Origin of the sequence: Aeromicrobium sp. Leaf289, assembly GCF_001423335.1 — a bacterium.
Classification (GTDB): domain Bacteria; phylum Actinomycetota; class Actinomycetes; order Propionibacteriales; family Nocardioidaceae; genus Aeromicrobium.
Window position 1 is genome coordinate 225,785 of the sequence record NZ_LMNK01000004.1, and the last position, 16,509, is coordinate 242,293.

Annotated in this window: 15 protein-coding genes; 11 read left to right on the forward strand and 4 right to left on the reverse strand. The window is 71.8% G+C overall.

Annotation, left to right across the window (positions count from 1 at the left end; genetic code table 11):
• Together dnaE and ASF37_RS13665 are read left to right on the forward strand one after the other, a co-directional pair.
• Entirely contained in the window at positions 1–3,555 is a 3,555-nt protein-coding gene (gene dnaE / locus ASF37_RS13660; protein ID WP_055965792.1) for a DNA polymerase III subunit alpha, read from the forward strand.
• Positions 3,552–4,082, forward strand: coding sequence for a hypothetical protein (locus tag ASF37_RS13665; RefSeq protein ID WP_055965794.1), 531 nt, complete (start codon positions 3,552–3,554; stop codon positions 4,080–4,082). Before dnaE ends, ASF37_RS13665 begins: the two co-directional genes overlap by 4 nt.
• On the opposite strand, the gene ybaK is transcribed toward ASF37_RS13665, so the two are convergent.
• Positions 4,048–4,536: a Cys-tRNA(Pro) deacylase gene (gene ybaK / locus ASF37_RS13670; protein ID WP_055965795.1), complete on the reverse strand. Its 489-nt coding sequence runs from the start codon at positions 4,534–4,536 to the stop codon at positions 4,048–4,050. The two genes, ASF37_RS13665 and ybaK, sit on opposite strands and share 35 nt — an antisense overlap.
• Entirely contained in the window at positions 4,514–5,713 is a 1,200-nt protein-coding gene (locus ASF37_RS13675; RefSeq protein ID WP_082480717.1) for a benzoate/H(+) symporter BenE family transporter, read from the reverse strand. The genes ybaK and ASF37_RS13675 overlap by 23 nt, the downstream gene beginning before the upstream one ends.
• Before the next feature lie 43 nt (positions 5,714–5,756).
• Between ASF37_RS13675 and hisD the strand changes: the two genes are divergently transcribed.
• From hisD to hisH, 4 genes are read left to right on the forward strand one after another with little or no spacing between them, the layout of a single operon-like run.
• The gene (hisD, locus tag ASF37_RS13680; protein ID WP_055965799.1) at positions 5,757–7,094 is read left to right on the forward strand and encodes a histidinol dehydrogenase; all 1,338 of its coding nucleotides are present in this window, start codon (positions 5,757–5,759) and stop codon (positions 7,092–7,094) included.
• Positions 7,091–8,182: a histidinol-phosphate transaminase gene (locus ASF37_RS13685; RefSeq protein WP_056581223.1), complete on the forward strand. Its 1,092-nt coding sequence runs from the start codon at positions 7,091–7,093 to the stop codon at positions 8,180–8,182. The genes hisD and ASF37_RS13685 overlap by 4 nt, the downstream gene beginning before the upstream one ends.
• Positions 8,179–8,781 carry an imidazoleglycerol-phosphate dehydratase HisB gene (hisB, locus tag ASF37_RS13690; protein WP_056576381.1) on the forward strand — a complete coding sequence of 201 codons (603 nt, stop codon included), beginning with the start codon at positions 8,179–8,181 and terminating at the stop codon, positions 8,779–8,781. Before ASF37_RS13685 ends, hisB begins: the two co-directional genes overlap by 4 nt.
• Positions 8,781–9,443 carry an imidazole glycerol phosphate synthase subunit HisH gene (gene hisH / locus ASF37_RS13695; protein ID WP_056581226.1) on the forward strand — a complete coding sequence of 221 codons (663 nt, stop codon included), beginning with the start codon at positions 8,781–8,783 and terminating at the stop codon, positions 9,441–9,443. Before hisB ends, hisH begins: the two co-directional genes overlap by 1 nt.
• An 82-nt stretch (positions 9,444–9,525) precedes the next feature.
• On the opposite strand, the gene ASF37_RS13700 is transcribed toward hisH, so the two are convergent.
• On the reverse strand, positions 9,526–10,263 hold the full coding sequence (locus ASF37_RS13700; RefSeq protein WP_056576384.1) for a DUF6498-containing protein: 738 nt from the start codon (positions 10,261–10,263) through the stop codon (positions 9,526–9,528).
• A 59-nt stretch (positions 10,264–10,322) separates the two neighbouring features.
• Between ASF37_RS13700 and priA the strand changes: the two genes are divergently transcribed.
• Together priA and ASF37_RS13710 are read left to right on the forward strand one after the other, a co-directional pair.
• Positions 10,323–11,054 (forward strand): bifunctional 1-(5-phosphoribosyl)-5-((5-phosphoribosylamino)methylideneamino)imidazole-4-carboxamide isomerase/phosphoribosylanthranilate isomerase PriA, encoded by a 732-nt coding sequence (priA, locus tag ASF37_RS13705; protein WP_055965809.1) that lies wholly within the window; start codon positions 10,323–10,325, stop codon positions 11,052–11,054.
• A gap of 52 nt (positions 11,055–11,106) precedes the next feature.
• The gene (locus ASF37_RS13710; protein ID WP_056555656.1) at positions 11,107–11,610 is read left to right on the forward strand and encodes a DUF1707 domain-containing protein; all 504 of its coding nucleotides are present in this window, start codon (positions 11,107–11,109) and stop codon (positions 11,608–11,610) included.
• A gap of 17 nt (positions 11,611–11,627) precedes the next feature.
• On the opposite strand, the gene ASF37_RS13715 is transcribed toward ASF37_RS13710, so the two are convergent.
• Positions 11,628–11,969: a hypothetical protein gene (locus ASF37_RS13715; RefSeq protein ID WP_055965814.1), complete on the reverse strand. Its 342-nt coding sequence runs from the start codon at positions 11,967–11,969 to the stop codon at positions 11,628–11,630.
• 38 nt (positions 11,970–12,007) lie between these two features.
• Between ASF37_RS13715 and hisF the strand changes: the two genes are divergently transcribed.
• From hisF to ASF37_RS13730, 3 genes are read left to right on the forward strand one after another with little or no spacing between them, the layout of a single operon-like run.
• Complete coding sequence (gene hisF / locus ASF37_RS13720; RefSeq protein ID WP_055965817.1) at positions 12,008–12,784, forward strand: imidazole glycerol phosphate synthase subunit HisF; 777 nt, start codon at positions 12,008–12,010, stop codon at positions 12,782–12,784.
• Positions 12,774–14,681: an ABC transporter ATP-binding protein gene (locus ASF37_RS13725; protein ID WP_369815237.1), complete on the forward strand. Its 1,908-nt coding sequence runs from the start codon at positions 12,774–12,776 to the stop codon at positions 14,679–14,681. Before hisF ends, ASF37_RS13725 begins: the two co-directional genes overlap by 11 nt.
• Positions 14,678–16,501, forward strand: a complete 1,824-nt coding sequence (locus ASF37_RS13730; protein WP_055965821.1) for an ABC transporter ATP-binding protein — start codon at positions 14,678–14,680, stop codon at positions 16,499–16,501. The genes ASF37_RS13725 and ASF37_RS13730 overlap by 4 nt, the downstream gene beginning before the upstream one ends.
• Positions 16,502–16,509 lie beyond the last annotated feature (8 nt).

Genomic DNA, 16,509 nt, shown 5'->3' on the forward strand with positions numbered 1-16,509 from the left:
ATGCCGAGCGACTCGTCCTTCGTGCACCTGCACAACCACACGGAGTACTCGATGCTCGACGGTCACGCGTTGCTCGACGGCATGTTCGAGCGCACCGCGTCGCTCGGGATGCCGGCCATCGCGATGACGGACCACGGCAACGTGCACGGCGCCTACGACTTCTGGTCCAAGGCCCGGTCGCACGGCGTCAAGCCGATCATCGGGCTCGAGGCCTACCTGACGCCGGGCACCCACCGCAGCGAGCGGCGCAAGGTCAAGTGGGGCCGTGGTGTCAGCGGTGACGAGGAGGAGGGCGGCAAGGACGTCGCCGGTGGTGGCGCCTACACGCACATGACCATGCTCGCCTCCACCACGGAGGGCATGCACAACCTGTTCCGGCTGTCGTCGCTGTCCAGCCTGGAGGGCTACTACTACAAGCCGCGCGCCGATCGCGACCTCCTGCAGCGCTACGGCACGGGGCTCATCGCCACCACGGGGTGTCCGTCGGGCGAGGTGCAGACGCGGCTCCGCCTCGGTCAGTACGACGAGGCGGTCCAGGCCGCCGCCGACTTCCAGGACATCTTCGGCAAGGGCAACTTCTTCCTCGAACTGATGGACCACGGCATCCCCATCGAGAAGGAGGTCCGCGACGACCTCCTGCGGCTGGGCAAGCAGCTGGGCCTGCCGCCCGTCGCGACCAACGACTGCCACTACACGCACCCCGAGGACGCCGCCGCGCACGACGCGCTCATCTGCGTCGCGTCGGGCAAGTCCGTCGCCGATCCCAAGCGGCTCAAGTTCGACGGCGGCGGCTACTACGTGAAGTCCGCGGCCGAGATGCGCGAGCTGTGGGAGGACCGCTTCGACATGAAGGAGGCGTGCGACAACACGCTCCTCATCGCCGAGCGCTGCGACGTGGAGTTCACCGAGTCCAACGGCGGCTACATGGCCCGGGCCGACGTGCCGGCGGGCGAGACCGAGGAGAGCTGGTTCGTCCAGGAGGTCTGGCGCGGCATCGAGTCCCGCTACCCGGGCGACGCCCTCACCCAGGCCGTGCGCGACCGGGTCGAGATGGAGCTCGAGGTCATCAAGACCAAGGGGTACTGCGGCTACTACCTCGTGGTCGCCGACTTCATCAACTGGTCGAAGGACAACGGCATCCGCGTCGGTCCCGGCCGTGGCTCGGGCGCCGGCTCGATCGCCGCGTACGCGCTGCGCATCACCGACCTCTGCCCCCTCACGCACGGCCTCATCTTCGAGCGGTTCCTCAACCCCGAGCGTCCGTCGATGCCCGACTTCGACATCGACTTCGACGAGCGTCGTCGCAGCGAGGTCATCCGCTACGTCAGCGACAAGTACGGCAACGACCGCGTGGCCTACATCGCCACCTTCGGCCGGCTCAAGGCCAAGGCCGCCATCAAGGACGCCAACCGCGTGCTCGACTACCCGTTCAACATGGGCGAGCGGATCACCAAGGCGCTGCCGGCCGACATCATGGGCAAGGGCGTGCCCCTCAAGCAGCTGTTCGACCCCCAGCACAAGCGCTACAACGACGGCAAGGAGTTCCGCGACCTCCACGAGAGCGACGCCGAGGTCCGCAAGATCTACGACACGGCGCTCGGGCTCGAGGGCCAGATCCGCAACTGGGGCGTGCACGCCGCCGGCGTGATCATGAGCAGCGAGCCGCTCATCGACATCGTGCCGATCATGCGGCGCGAGCAGGACGGCGCGATCATCACGCAGTTCGACTACCCGATGTGCGAGGCGCTCGGGCTGGTCAAGATGGACTTCCTGGGGCTGCGCAACCTCACCGTCCTCGACGACGCGCTCATCAACATCAGGGCCAACCGCGGCGAGGAGGTCGTGCTCGAGGACCTGACCTTCGACGACCCGGCCACCTACGACCTGCTGTCGCGGGGCGACACGCTCGGCGTGTTCCAGCTCGACGGTGGTCCCATGCGTGCCCTGCTGCGCAGCATGCGTCCGGACAAGTTCGAGGACATCTCGGCCGTGGGCGCGCTCTACCGTCCCGGCCCGATGGGTGCGGACTCGCACAACAAGTACGCCCGGCGCAAGAACGGTCGCGAGAGCATCGAGCCCATCCACCCCGAGCTGGAGGAGCCGCTCAAGGACGTCCTGGGGGAGACCTACGGCCTCATCGTCTACCAGGAGCAGGTGATGGAGATCGCCCAGGTGCTGGCGGGCTTCAGCCTCGGCCAGGCCGACAACCTGCGGCGTGCCATGGGCAAGAAGAAGAAGGAGGAGCTCGACAAGCAGTACGCCGGGTTCCAGGCCGGCATGCTCGAGCGGGGCTACTCCCAGCCGGCCATCACGGCGCTGTGGGAGATCCTGCTGCCCTTCTCCGACTACGCCTTCAACAAGGCGCACTCGGCCGCCTACGGCGTCATCTCCTACTGGACGGCCTACCTCAAGGCCAACTACCCGGCCGAGTACATGGCGGCGCTGCTCACCAGCACCCGCGGCGACAAGGACAAGTCGGCCATCTACCTCGCCGAGTGCCGACGGCTCGGCATCCAGGTCCTGCCGCCCGACGTCAACGACTCGGTCTCCAACTTCGCCTCCGTCGGGGAGGACATCCGATTCGGGCTCGGCGCGATCCGCAACGTCGGCGAGAACGTGGTGGCCGGGATCGTGGCCGGTCGCGAGGAGAACGGCCCCTACACCGACTTCACCGACTTCCTCGACAAGGTCCCCACCCACGTGTGCAACAAGCGCGTGCTCGACTCGCTCATCAAGGCCGGCGCCTTCGACTCCCTCGGCCACCGGCGGCGGGCGTTGACGACCATCGCCGAGGACGCCGTCGACCAGTACATCGACCTCAAGCGCAACGCCGCCATCGGCCAGGACTCCCTGTTCGGGGGCATGGACGACGCGTTCACCGGCGTCACGGTCGCGGTCCCGCAGATGCCTGAGTGGGAGAAGACCCAGCTGCTCGCGTTCGAGCGCGACATGCTGGGTCTGTACGTCTCCGACCACCCGCTCGCCGGTCTGGAGCACGTGCTCAAGGCCAGCAGCGACTGCTCGATCGGCGACCTCATCGCCGACGCCGAACGACCCGACGGCACCACCGTGCGCGTGTGCGGTCTCATCACGGCCGTGCAGCGCCGGCTCAGCAAGAAGGGCGACACGTGGGCCCTCGTGACCGTCGAGGACCTCGACGGCAGCGTCGACGTGATGGTCTTCCCCGGCGCCTACAACCTCGCTGCGCCGGTGCTGGTGCCCGACACCGTCGTGGTCGTCAAGGGTCGCCTGCGCCGCAAGGACGACAGCATCGAGCTGAACGCGCTCGAGGTGACGTTGCCGGCCATGGGCTCGGGCGGACAGTCCGACGCCCCCGTGGTCGTCACCCTGCCGGTGGCGCGGTGCACGAGCGACACGATCGGCAGGTTCAAGCAGGTGCTCGGCAACCACCCGGGCATGACCGAGGTGCACCTGCGCCTCGTCGGCACCGGCACCACCAAGGTCATGCGGCTCGACGACGGGCTGCGGGTCAAGCCGTCCTCGTCGCTCATCGCCGACCTCAAGGAGCTCCTGGGGCCACATTGTCTGGGGTGAGCGGGGGCCACGGTGCCCGCGGCGCGATCGGGCGAGCCGTGCTGGCGGTCCTCGTCCTGCTCCTGGTCTCGGTCGGCGCGGGTGCGCTGTGGATCGGGCTCTCCCGTCCGCCGGAGTGGCTCGTCACCGAGCAGGGGATCGTCCTCACCGAGGAGGCCTCCGGCCTGCAGGTCGGCGTCGAGCTGCTGTTCGTGGCGATCGGGGCCGCACTGAGCCTGGTGTGGGCGGTCGTGGTGGGCTTCGTGCTGCGTCGCCTCGGCTGGGTCCTGGCACCGATCGTCGTCGCCGGCACCCTCCTGGCGTCGGTCGTCACGTGGCGCGTGGGTCTCTGGCTGGGACCGGGCGACCCGGCGGCGACGACGGACCCGCAGATCGGCGACCTCATCCCGGCTCAGCCGGCGGTCGACGCCCTCGCCTCGTTCCTCGTGTGGCCGATCGCCGGTCTGCTTGGCCTGCTGCTCATCACGTGGGCCACCGGGCGTCGTTCCCGCGTCAGCGTGCCAGCGGACCCAGCGTCGCTGCGGTGAGCCGCACCAGGTCCGTCGGTGCCAGCTCGACCTCGAGCCCCCGTCGGCCCGCGGACACGTGCACGGTGTCCCAGTCCAGCACCGACGCGTCGATCGCCGTGCGGAGCCGACGTCGTTGGCCGAGCGGGGAGATGCCGCCCAGCACGTAGCCGGTGGCCTTCTCGGCGCGCTGCGGGTCGGCCATCTGGGCGCGCTTGTGCCCGAGGGCCGCCGCAAGGGCCTTGAGGTCGAGCTGGGCGGTCACGGGCACGACGCCCACGGCCAGCTCGCCGTCGACGTCCGCCAGGAGGGTCTTGAAGATCCGCGCCGGCTCCACGCCGAGGGCCTCGGCGGCCTCGAGCCCGTACGAGGTGGCACGCGGATCGTGCTCGTAGCGGTGCACGCGGTGCTCCACGCCGGCACGTCGCACGGCGGCCAGGGCCGGCGTGGCCTCAGGCTTCGTCGGTCTCGCCACGGGGCTCCTCCTCGTGCGGTGGCCGCTCGATGGTGGACCGGACCAGCAGGCCGACGACCAGCGCCCAGAACGCGGCCCCGACGCCGAGCAGCTGCAGCCCCGAGGCGGCGACCAGGAACGTGACCGCGGCGCTCGTCCGCCCGTGCGCGTCCTGCAGGGCCGCGACGATCGACGCGGCGAAGGTGGACAGCAGTGCGAGCCCGGCCACCGTCTCGACGATGCCGGCCGGCGCCTTCTCGGTGACGGCCACGAGGGCGCCCGAGGTGAACGCCAGGACCAGCGCGGTGAGCCCCGCGACGAACGCGGCCACCCACCGGCGGGACCGGTCACCGGCCTGCTCACCGGCGGCGAGCGCGGCCGAGATGGCGGCGAGGTTGATCGCGTGACCGCCGAAGACCGCAGCGACCCCGGTTCCCGCGCCGGTCGTCACCATCGAGGCGCGCCACGGGACGGTGTAGCCGAAGCTGCGCATCACCGCGACGCCCGGGATGTTCTGCGACGCCAGGGTCACGACGGTCAGCGGGAGCGCGATGCCGACGACGGACGCGACCGTGAGCACGGGTGCCGTGGGCTCGAGCCGGGGGAGCAGCGACGCGGCCTCCAGCGTGGTCCCCCTGTCGACGAGCGAGACGGCGATGACGACGAGGGCCGTGAGCAGGGCCAGCGGGACGGCCCACCGGGTCGCCCACCGGGTGCCCAGCAGCCACACGACGATCACCGGGCCGACCGCCCAGGGCGACGCCGCGAACGCCGTGAAGGGGGCGAGGCAGAGCTGGAGCAGCACGCCGGCGAGCATCGCCTGGGCCAGCGGGACGGGGATGGCAGCCGCCAGCCGGCCGAGCCACGGCACGAGGCCGGTCAGGGCCAGGAGCACGCCGGTGAGCACGAACGCACCCACGGCGGCGGGCCATCCGCCGGCCACGGGGCCGGTGCTCACCAGCAGGGCGGCACCCGGGGTCGACCAGGCCAGCGTGACCGGCAGCCGTGTCCACAGGGCGAGGCCCGACATGAGCAGTCCGAACGCCACGGTGAGGGCGAACAGCCCGCTCGCGGCCTCGTCGGGCGAGGCGCCGACGGCGCGCAGACCCGCCAGCACGACGGCGAACGAGGACGTGAAGCCGACGATCGCGGTCACGACGCCGGCCACGACGGGCTGCTGCAGGTCGCGTGACGTCACGGGGCCCGATCCTAGGCGCAGGGGTGGTCCCTAGAATCGGTGCGTGATCAGACGCCTCGACCTCCGCCTCGACCCGACCGCCGAGCTGCCCCGTGCGCAGCAGGACGTCGAGCACGCGCTGGAGGTGGTGGCGCCCCTGTGCGAGGACGTCCGAGCCCGCGGCGAGGAGGCCGTCCTCGAGTACGGCGAACGCTTCGACGGTGTGCGCCCGGCGTCGCTGCGGGTGGCCCCGGAGCACCTGGCCGCCGCTCTCGAGGAGCTCGACCCGGCGATCCGGGCGGGTCTGGAGGAGTCCGTCGCCCGGCTGCGCGTGACGTGCGAGGCCGAGCTGGAGCAGACCGTCGTCACGACCGTGGCCGAGGGCGCGACCGTCGAGCGGCGGATCGTGCCCATGCAGCGCGTCGGCCTCTACGTGCCCGGCGGACTCGCGCCGCTGGTCAGCACCGTCGTCATGAACACGGTGCCGGCGCAGGTCGCGGGCGTCGGATCCATCGCGCTCACGTCGCCCCCGCAGTCGGAGTTCGGCGGCCTCCCGCACCCCACGATCCTCGCGGCGTGCGCCCTGCTCGGCATCGACGAGGTGTACGCCGCCGGGGGAGCGCAGGCGCTCGCGCTGCTCGCCTACGGCAGCGTCGCCACCGGTGGCTCCGTGCGGCCCGTTGACCTCGTGACCGGTCCGGGCAACATCTACGTGGCCGCGGCCAAGCGCTACCTCCAGGGCACCGTGGCGATCGACTCCGAGGCCGGGCCCACCGAGATCGCCGTGATCGCCGACGACACGGCCGATCCCGCGTTCGTGGCGGCCGACATGATCAGCCAGTCCGAGCACGACCCGATGGCCGCGAGCGTCCTCGTGACGCCCAGCGACGCCCTCGCCGATGCGGTCACCGCCGAGCTGGAGCGCCAGGTGCCCACCGCCACGCACGCGGAGCGCATCACCACGTCGCTGGCCGGCCGGCAGTCCGCCATCGTGCTCGTCGACGACCTGGACCAGGCGGTCGACGTCGCGAACGCGTACGCGGCCGAGCACCTGGAGATCCAGACCGCCGACTCGGCGGCCGTCGCCGCCCGCATCGTCAACGCCGGTGCGATCTTCGTCGGCGCCTGGACGCCGGTGTCCCTCGGCGACTACGCCGCCGGGTCGAACCACGTGCTGCCCACGGCGGGCTGCGCCTGCCACTCGTCGGGACTGTCGGTGCGCGCCTTCTGCAAGAACGTGCACGTCGTCACCTACACCGAGCAGGCCCTGCGCGAGGTCGGCCACCACGTCGAGGTGCTCGCGGCTGCCGAGGACCTGCCGTCGCACGGTGCCGCCGTCGGGATCCGTACGGGATCGTCTGCCGCCCAGGGCCCGGCACCCCTGCCGGGGCGCGCCGAGTGAGCGTCCCCGACTGGGTCCCGGTGCGCGAGGAGCTCCGGGACGAGGAGCCGTACGGCGCGCCGCAGATCGACGTGCCCGTGCGCCTCAACACCAACGAGAACCCCTACGGGCCCAGCGAGGCCGCCGCCGACGACATCGCCGCGTCGGTGCGTGCCGCCGCGCTCGGGCTCAACCGGTACCCCGATCGTGAGGCGTGGTCGCTGCGGACGGCCCTCGCCGCCTACCTCATGGCGGAGGTGCCGGCGGCGGACCTCGGCGCCTCGCGGGTGTGGGCGGCCAACGGCTCCAACGAGGTCATGCAGCAGATCCTGCAGGCCTTCGGCGGACCCGGCCGCACGGCGCTCTCCTTCGCCCCCACGTACTCGATGTACCCCGAGTACGCGCGCAACACCCACACGAGGTGGGTGGCCGGGCAGCGCCGCGAGGACTTCGGGATCGACGCGACGGCCGCGGTCGCGCTCATCGAGGCCGAGCGGCCCGACGTCGTGTTCCTGACCTCGCCCAACAACCCCACCGGCACCGCGCTGGACCCTGCGCACACGCGGGCCGTGCTCGAGGCCGCGCCCGGTGTCGTCGTGGTCGACGAGGCCTACGCCGAGTTCCGCCGCGAGGGCACGCCGTCGGCGCTCGAGCTGCTCGAGGAGTTCCCGCGGCTCGTCGTCACGCGCACCATGAGCAAGGCCTTCGCGCTCGCCGGCGGGCGTCTGGGCTACCTGGCCGCGCACGCCGACGTCGTCGACGCGCTGCGCATCGTGCGGCTGCCGTACCACCTGTCGTCGGTCACCCAGGCCACGGCGGAGGCGGCGCTGCGCCACACCGACGAGCTGCTGGCCCAGGTCGACGCCCTGCGCGCCACGCGCGACGCGACGGCTGCCCGGCTCCGGGAGCACGGCTTCACGGTGGCCGACTCGGACGCCAACTTCATCCTGTTCGGTCCGTTCGACGACCGGCACGCCACGTGGCAGGCGCTGGTGGACCGCGGGGTCCTGATCCGCGAAACGGGCCCCCTAGGATGGCTGCGCGTCTCCATCGGGACGCCGTCCGAGATGGACGCGTTCTTCACGGCCTTGAAGGAGGTCACCTCGTGAGCAGCAGAACAGCACGCATCGAGCGGAAGACCTCGGAGTCGCACGTCGTCGTCGAGCTCGACCTCGACGGCACCGGCAAGCACGACATCTCGACGGGTGTCGGCTTCTACGACCACATGCTCACCGCCCTCGCCCGGCACTCGCTGGTCGACCTCACCGTCAAGACCGAGGGCGACCTGCACATCGACGCCCACCACACCGTCGAGGACACCGCGATCGCCATCGGCGACGCGCTGCGCGAGGCGCTCGGCGACAAGGCCGGCATCCGTCGGTACGGCACGGCCACGATCCCCCTCGACGAGGCGATCGCCACCTGCACGGTCGACGTGTCCGGGCGGCCGTACTTCGTGCACGCGGGCGAGCCGGAGCGCCAGATCACGGTCGTGATCGGTGGCCAGTACTCCGGGTCCCTCACGTCGCACGTGCTCGAGTCGATCGCGCACCACGCGGGTCTGACGCTTCACATGACGCTGCTCGCCGGCCGCGACCCGCACCACATCGCCGAGTGCCAGTTCAAGGCGCTGGCCCGCGCGCTCCGTGAGGCGATCGAGCCCGACCCTCGGGAGACGGGCATCCCGTCGACCAAGGGCGCGCTGTAGTGGCGGACGGCACGGCGCCGGTCGCGGGGCGACCCACGGTCGCGGTCCTCGACTACGGATCGGGCAACCTCCGGTCGGCGGTGCGCGCCGTCGAGCGCGCGGGGGCGGACGTCACGCTGACGTCGGACCCTGCGGTGGCCGAGACCGCCGACGGACTGCTCGTGCCGGGCGTCGGCGCGTTCGCGGCGTGCATGGCCGGCCTGCTGGAGGTCGACGGCGAACGGATCATCGAGCGCCGGCTCATCGCCGGTCGGCCGGTGCTGGGCATCTGCGTGGGCATGCAGATCCTGTTCGGCGAGGGCATCGAGCACGGTGTCCGGACGACCGGGTGCAGGGAGTGGCCCGGCGTCGTGGAGCGTCTCCAGGCGCCGATCGTCCCGCACATGGGCTGGGACACCGTCGAGCCGCCCGAGGGCTCCCGGATGTTCGCCGGTCTCGAGGGGGAGCGGTTCTACTTCGTGCACTCCTACGGCGTGCGGCGCTGGGAGCTCGACGTCGAGGGCACGTCGTTTCGCGCGCCGCAGGTCACCTGGACCGAGTACGGGGGAGACCGCTTCGTCTCCGCCGTCGAGAACGGTCCGCTCTGGGCCACGCAGTTCCACCCCGAGAAGTCCGGCGACGCCGGCCGCCGCCTGCTCGAGAACTGGCTCGCCACCCTCTGACCCGTCAGAGGTAGGTGTCGCACCGAATCCGGCCGTCGGAGGTAGGTGTCGCACCGAATCGGGTGCTGGTGGGGTGCTAGGCCTACCGCTGGCCCGGGCCCGACCGTGGCTCGAGCGCCACGGGGTCGGCCGGCGGCGAGGATCGGTGCTCGCGCAGGTGGAAGCCCAGGTCGACGAGCGTCTTGAGGCCGCAGAGCAGGACGACGGGTCCGATCGCCTCCGCGGGACGGCCGTCGGGACCACCCAGCAGGAAGAACGCCCCGATCACCGACAGGTGCAGCACGACCATCCGCGGGTAGGGGAGCAGCATCGTGCGCGACGGGGTGGCGCGCACACGCTCGTCGCGGCCGAACCAGTGCAGCGCGAGCGACAGCACGTGGCTCCAGACCAGCACCAGCACCGAGAGGACCCAGAAGCCCGCGCTGCCGGTGAACCCGCCGGTCGCGAAGGCCAGCACGAAGGCGAACACGCCGTGCACGAGGGTGAAGAGGCCGTAGTGGAAGGCGAAGAAGCCCGCCATGACGCGCGGGTCCGGCTCCACGCGTCGGCCGTTCAGGGTCATGGTCAGCCTCGCTGCGTCGTCCTTCGCCCGGGCCGTGGCGATCTTGACGATCGTGACGAGCCAGACGGCCACGTTCTCGATCCAGTACAGGACGAACACGTCGCCGACGCCGAGGTCGCCGCGCAGCACGCCCCAGACGGGCACGAGGTTGGCCACCACGAGCAGCACGGACGAGACGACACGCGGCAGGCCCGGGGGCAGCTGCGACCCGGCGCGCGCGACCGATCCCAGACCCAGCAGGCGGAGCAGCAGCGGCACGGCGACACCCTACGACGCCGCGATCCCCGAGGCCGAGGACCGCCGATACGATCGGCCCCGTGAGTGACTACCTGCAGCTGCTGCCCGCCGTCGACGTCAAGGGCGGCCAGGCCGTGCAGCTCGTCCAGGGGGTCGACGGCTCGGAGAAGCGGTTCGGCGACCCCGTCGAGGCGGCGCTGCGCTGGCAGTCCGCCGGCGCGGAGTGGATCCACCTGGTCGACCTCGACGCCGCCTTCGGGCACGGCCACAACCGTGACCTGCTGGCCCGGATCGTCGGCACGCTCGACATCGACGTCGAGATGTCCGGCGGCATGCGCGACGACGAGTCGCTCGCCGCCGCCATGGCCGCCGGGTGCCGGCGCGTGAACATCGGCACGGCCGCGCTCGAGCACCCCGAGTGGTGCGCGCGAGCGATCGCCGAGTGGGGCGACCGGGTGGCCATCGGGCTCGACGTCCGCGGCACGACCCTCGCCGCGCGCGGGTGGACCCGCGACGGTGGCGACCTGTACGAGACGCTCGAGCGGCTCGACGGCGAGGGCTGCGCTCGCTACGTCGTCACCGACGTCAACAAGGACGGCATGCTGCAGGGTCCGAACCTCGACCTCCTGCGCGACGTGTGCTCGCGCACCGACCGCCCGGTGGTGGCGTCCGGCGGCGTGACCACGCTGGCCGACGTCGAGGCGCTCATGGGTCTGGTCGACATCGGGGTCGAGGGCGCGATCGCCGGCACCGCCCTGTACACCGGCCAGTTCACGCTCGAGGACGCGCTCGCCCTCACGCGCGGTCGCTGAGCAGGTCCACGACGTCCGGCGCCCAGCTCCTGGGCCGTGGCACGCTGGGCCCATGACAGGGGAGTGGGACCGGCTGAGCGCCGACCCGAGCACGCCGGCGGCCGCGACCTTGCGCGCCAGCGACGCCGACCGCGACGTCGTGCTCGGCGTGCTGCGCGACGCGTACGCCGAGGGCCGGCTCGACCGTGCGGAGTACGAACGTCGCGTCGAGGGCGCCCTCGGGGTGCTCGTGGTGGCGGACGTCGTGCCCCTGCTCTCGGACCTGGTCGCTGAGCGACGCCCCGCCGGTACGGCGCGCTCCGCCCGCACCGAGGCGGAGGAGAAGTTCCGGCGTGAGTCGCGCGACTCCCGCAACGGCTGGATCGGTGTCACCGCGCTGACCACCGGGATCTGGGCGGCCACGAGCGCGGGATCGGGCGAGCTGCTCTTCTTCTGGCCGGTCTTCCCGAGCCTCGGCATCGGGTTCGGCTGGTTCATGCACCACCTCAACCGAGAGCAGCGGGTCGAGGAGCTCGAGGAGAAGATCGCCAGGAAGCGCCGCGGGCTCGAGCGCTGACGACTCGTCCGGCGGTCTCAGAGCAGGTCGGAGACCAGGGTGACCAGCCCGTAGACGGACCCGGCGAGGAGAGCCACCAGCACCAGGACGACCACGGCGCACCCCACGGTGTCGCCGAGGGTCCACTCGTCGTCGTCGGCGTCGACGCCCATGTTCGGCGGGGGCAGCGGGTACTGCTGCATGTACTGGGCCAGGTGAGCCTGCGAGCAGAAGCGGAAGGTGTCCTTCGCGCTGTCGACGAACCAGTCGTCACCCCACTCGTCCTCGTCGATCCGACGGTGCACGTTCACGACCATGGCCTCGTCGGAGGTGATGTCGATCGTCGCCCGGCAGAAGAAGCACTGGTAGGTGGTGGCCACGGCGGGAGCCTAGACGGGGGCGCCGATAGGCTCGGCGGGTGAGTCTCGCCGTGCGTGTCATCCCCTGCCTCGACGTCGACGCGGGGCGCGTCGTGAAGGGCGTCAACTTCGTCGACCTGGTCGATGCGGGCGACCCGGTCGAGATGGCACGGGTCTACGACGCCGAGGGCGCCGACGAGCTCACCTTCCTCGACATCACGGCCTCCAGCGGGGACCGCGCGACCACGTTCGACATCGTGAGCAGCACGGCCGAGCAGGTCTTCATCCCGCTCACCGTCGGCGGGGGAGTGCGCACCGTCGACGACGTCGACCGGCTGCTGCGCGCGGGCGCCGACAAGGTCGGCATCAACACCGCGGCCATCGCGCGACCCGAGGTGATCGCCGAGATCGCCCAGCGGTTCGGCAACCAGGTGCTCGTCCTCAGCGTCGACGCGCGACGTGCCCCGACGTCGGGCGAGGGCGCCCAGCCCAGCGGGTTCGAGGTCACCACGCACGGCGGCCGGCGAAGCGCCGGGATCGACGCCGTGGAGTGGGTCCGCCGAGCCGACGAGCTGGGCGTCGGCGAGGTGCTGCTCAACTCGATGGACGCCGACGGGACGAAGCAGGGCTTCGACCTGGAAATGATTCGGGCGGTCCGCGGCGTTACACAGGTGCCACTGATCGCCAGTGGTGGCGCCGGACGGCTCGAGCACTTCGCTCCTGCGGTCGAGGCCGGTGCCGACGCCGTGCTCGCCGCGAGTGTGTTCCACTTCGGCGAGCTGACCATCGGACAGGTGAAAGAGACCTTGCGAGCAGCGGGACACCGTGTCAGGTAGCGCCCCCAGGCCGGCCCAGGCCGAGGCGGTCGAGGGCGACGCAGCCCAGACCGGGGCAGCCCAGACCGAGGCGGTACCGACAGGATCGGGCCAGCTCGGATCGGCCCAGCCCGACCGGATCATGCGCCGCGGATTCGGCCTGCTCGGACGCGGCATCGGCGAGCAGAAGGCGCTGTTCGCGATCTCGGTCGTGGGCAGCGTGCTCTTCGGCGCGATGACCGTCGCCGACGCCTGGGTGCTCGGGTGGGCGACCGACAACGTCATCCGGCCGTCCTTCGAGCAGGGCGAGGTGCTGCAGGGCGCCCTCTGGACCTCGATCGCCCTGTTCCTCGGCGTGGCCGTGCTGCGGGCGCTCGGCGTCATCGCGCGGCGGCTCATCGGCGGCATCGTCTACTACCGCCTGGTCGCCACCTACCGCCGCAAGGTCACCCGTCAGTACCTCGCCCTCCCGATGTCGTGGCACCACCGCCACCCCACCGGCCAGCTGCTCTCCAACGCCAACGCCGACGTCGAGGCCACGTGGGCGGTCTTCATGCCGCTGCCGATGGCGGTCGGCGTCATCGCCATGCTCGCAGCCGCTCTCGTGGCGATGCTCGAGGCCGACTGGGTGCTCACGCTCGTGGGCCTCGTGGTGTTCCCGGCCCTGTTCGGCATCAACGTGTTCTACCAGCGCTGGCTCTCGCCCAAGGTCGCGCACGCCCAGGCCCTGCGCGGCGACCTGAGCGCCGTGGCCCACGAGTCCTTCGACGGCGCGCTGGTGGTGAAGTCGCTCGGTCGCGAGGCCGACGAGACCGCCCGCTTCGCCCGGTCCACCGAGGAGCTGCGCGACGCCAACATCGAGGTCGGGAAGATCCGCAGCATCTTCGACCCGTTGCTGGAGGCCCTGCCGAACCTCGGCATCCTCGCCGTGATCGTCCTGGGCGTCGGCCGCGTGGCCAGCGGTGCCGCCGAGCCCGGCGACGTCGTGCAGGTGGCCTACCTGTTCACCGTGGTCGCCTTCCCGGTGCGTGCCATCGGCTGGGTGCTCGGCGAGCTGCCCCGCAGCGTCGTCGGCTGGGACCGTGTCGAGAGCGTGCTGCAGGCGTCGGGGTCCATGACCTACGGCACCGCCACCCTGCCGGGCGCAGGTGCGGTCGACCTCGACCTGCGGGGAGTCTCCTACCAGTTCGACGACGCCGTGCAGTCGGGCGAGGGCGACGACGTCCTCGACGGCGTCGAGCTGCACGTGCCGCGGGGGTCCGTCACGGCCCTCGTCGGTGCCACCGGCAGCGGCAAGAGCACCCTCACGACCCTGCTCTCGCGCCTCGTCGACCCGCGCTCCGGCACGGTCGAGCTCGACGGTCACGACGTCGCGGGCCTCACCCACCGGGCCCTGGCCGACGCGGTCGCCGTGGTCCCGCAGACCACCTTCCTGTTCGACGACTCCGTCCGTGAGAACGTCACGCTCGGGGCCGACGTCGACGACGCCGACGTCTGGGAGGCGCTGCGGACCGTCCAGGCCGACGGCTTCGTCGCCCGCCTGCCCGCGGGGCTCGACACTCAGCTCGGTGAGCGCGGGACCACCCTGTCCGGCGGGCAGCGCCAACGCCTCGCCCTGGCGCGCGCCCTCGTGCGGCGGCCCCGGCTGCTGGTCATGGACGACGCCACGAGCGCCGTGGACCCCGAGGTCGAGCAGCGCATCCTGCGCGCCCTGGCCGATCGCACGGCCGACGGGGGCGGGCCGACGGTCCTCGTCGTGGCGTACCGCAAGGCCACCATCGCCCTGGCCGACGAGGTCGTGCTGCTCGACGGCGGACGGGTGGCCGAGCGTGGCACCCACGCCGAGCTCATGGCGGGGTCGGCGGTCTACCGCGACCTCGTCGACGCGTACGACCAGGCGAGGGAGGCACAGGCATGACCGCCACGAGCACCGAGGTGAGCCTGCCGGGCGTCACCACCGTCCGGGCGTCCGGTCGCGAGATCGTGCGCCGCGGCCTCGCGCTGTCGCCGGCCATCAAGGACGGCCTGGGACTCACGCTGCTGCTCGCCGTGCTGAGCACGGTGGGCGGCTCGGTGGTGCCCGTGGTCATCCAGCGCACGGTGGACTCGGGGCTGGGTGACGGGGGAGAGACGACCCTGTCCGCCATCGGTCCCTACCTGCTCGGCGCGCTCGTGCTCGTCCTGCTGACGGCGGTCGTCGCCTACTGGATGCGCGTGCGCCTGTTCGTGGCGAGCGAGCGCGGCCTCGCCGAGCTGCGTGTCACGGCGTTCCGCCACGTGCACGACCTCTCGATGCTCACGCAGAACGCCGAGCGCCGGGGCGTCCTCGTCTCGCGGGTGACGTCCGACATCGACCAGGTGTCCCTGTTCCTGCAGTTCACCGGCATCATGATCGTCATCAGCCTCGGCCAGATGCTCGTCGCGACGGTCATCATGGCGTTCTACTCCTGGCAGCTGACCCTCGTCGTCTGGCTGTGCTTCCTCCCGCTCGCGGCCAGCCTGAAGTACTTCGCCGCACGGCTGAGCCGCGCCTACGACACCGTGCGCCGGACCGTCGGCGAGATGCTCGCCGTCGTGGCCGAGCCGGTCGTCGGTGCCTCCGTGGTCAAGGCGCATGCCATCGAGGACCGCACGCAGGCCAGGGTCGACGCGGGCATCCAGCGCAACCTCGACGCCAACGTCCGCGCCCAGAAGCTCGTGGCGGTCACGTTCGCCTCCGCCGGCCTCGTGGGCGGGCTCGCGAACGCCGGTGCCGTGGCCGTCGGAGTGGTCCTCGGCGTGGCCGGTGGCCTGTCGATGGGGACCGTCATCGCGTTCGCGTTCCTCGTCGGTCTGCTCGTGGGGCCCGCGCAGATGGCCACGCAGGTCCTGACCGAGGCGCAGAACGCCATCGCCTCGTGGCGGCGGGTCATCGAGCTGCTCGACACCCCGGCCGACGTGGTCGACCCCGGTCCCGACGGGGTCGGTCTGCCCGACGAGGTGCTCGGCGCCCGGTTCGAGCACGTCGCGTTCGCCTACCCCGACGGCCCGGAGGTGCTCAGCGACGTCGACGTCACGATCCAGCCGCGCCAGCGCGTGGCGGTGGTGGGCGAGACGGGCTCGGGCAAGACGACCTTCGCCAAGCTGCTCACCCGCCTCATGGACCCGGTGCGCGGGACGGTGCGGCTCGGCGACACCGACATCGCGCGGGTCTCCTTCGACGAGCTGCGGCGCCACGTGCTCATGGTCCCCCAGGAGGGCTTCCTGTTCGACGCGACGTTGCGCGAGAACCTGCTGTACGGGCGCGACGACGCGACGGACGTCGAGCTCGTCGCCGCGGTCGACGACCTCGGCCTCACCGACTGGTTCGCGGGGCTGCCGCACGGGTTGGACACACGCGTGGGGCAGAGGGGCGAGTCGCTGTCGGCGGGGGAGCGCCAGCTCGTCGCGCTGGTGCGCTCGGCCCTGGCCGACCCCGACTTCCTCGTGCTCGACGAGGCCACGAGCGCGGTCGACCCGCAGACCGAGCTGCGTGCCACGCGTGCGCTGGAGACCCTGCTCGAGGGACGCACGAGCGTCACGATCGCGCACCGGCTCAGCACGGCGGAGAACGCCGACCGCGTGCTGGTGTTCGACGCAGGCCGCCTCGTCGAGGACGGGTCGCACGACGAGCTGGTCGACGCCGGGGGCGTGTACGCCCGCCTGCACGCCAGCTGGGTGGCGCAGGCCTCGCTCGGGATCGTGCCGGCGGCCGAGTGACCTCTGGG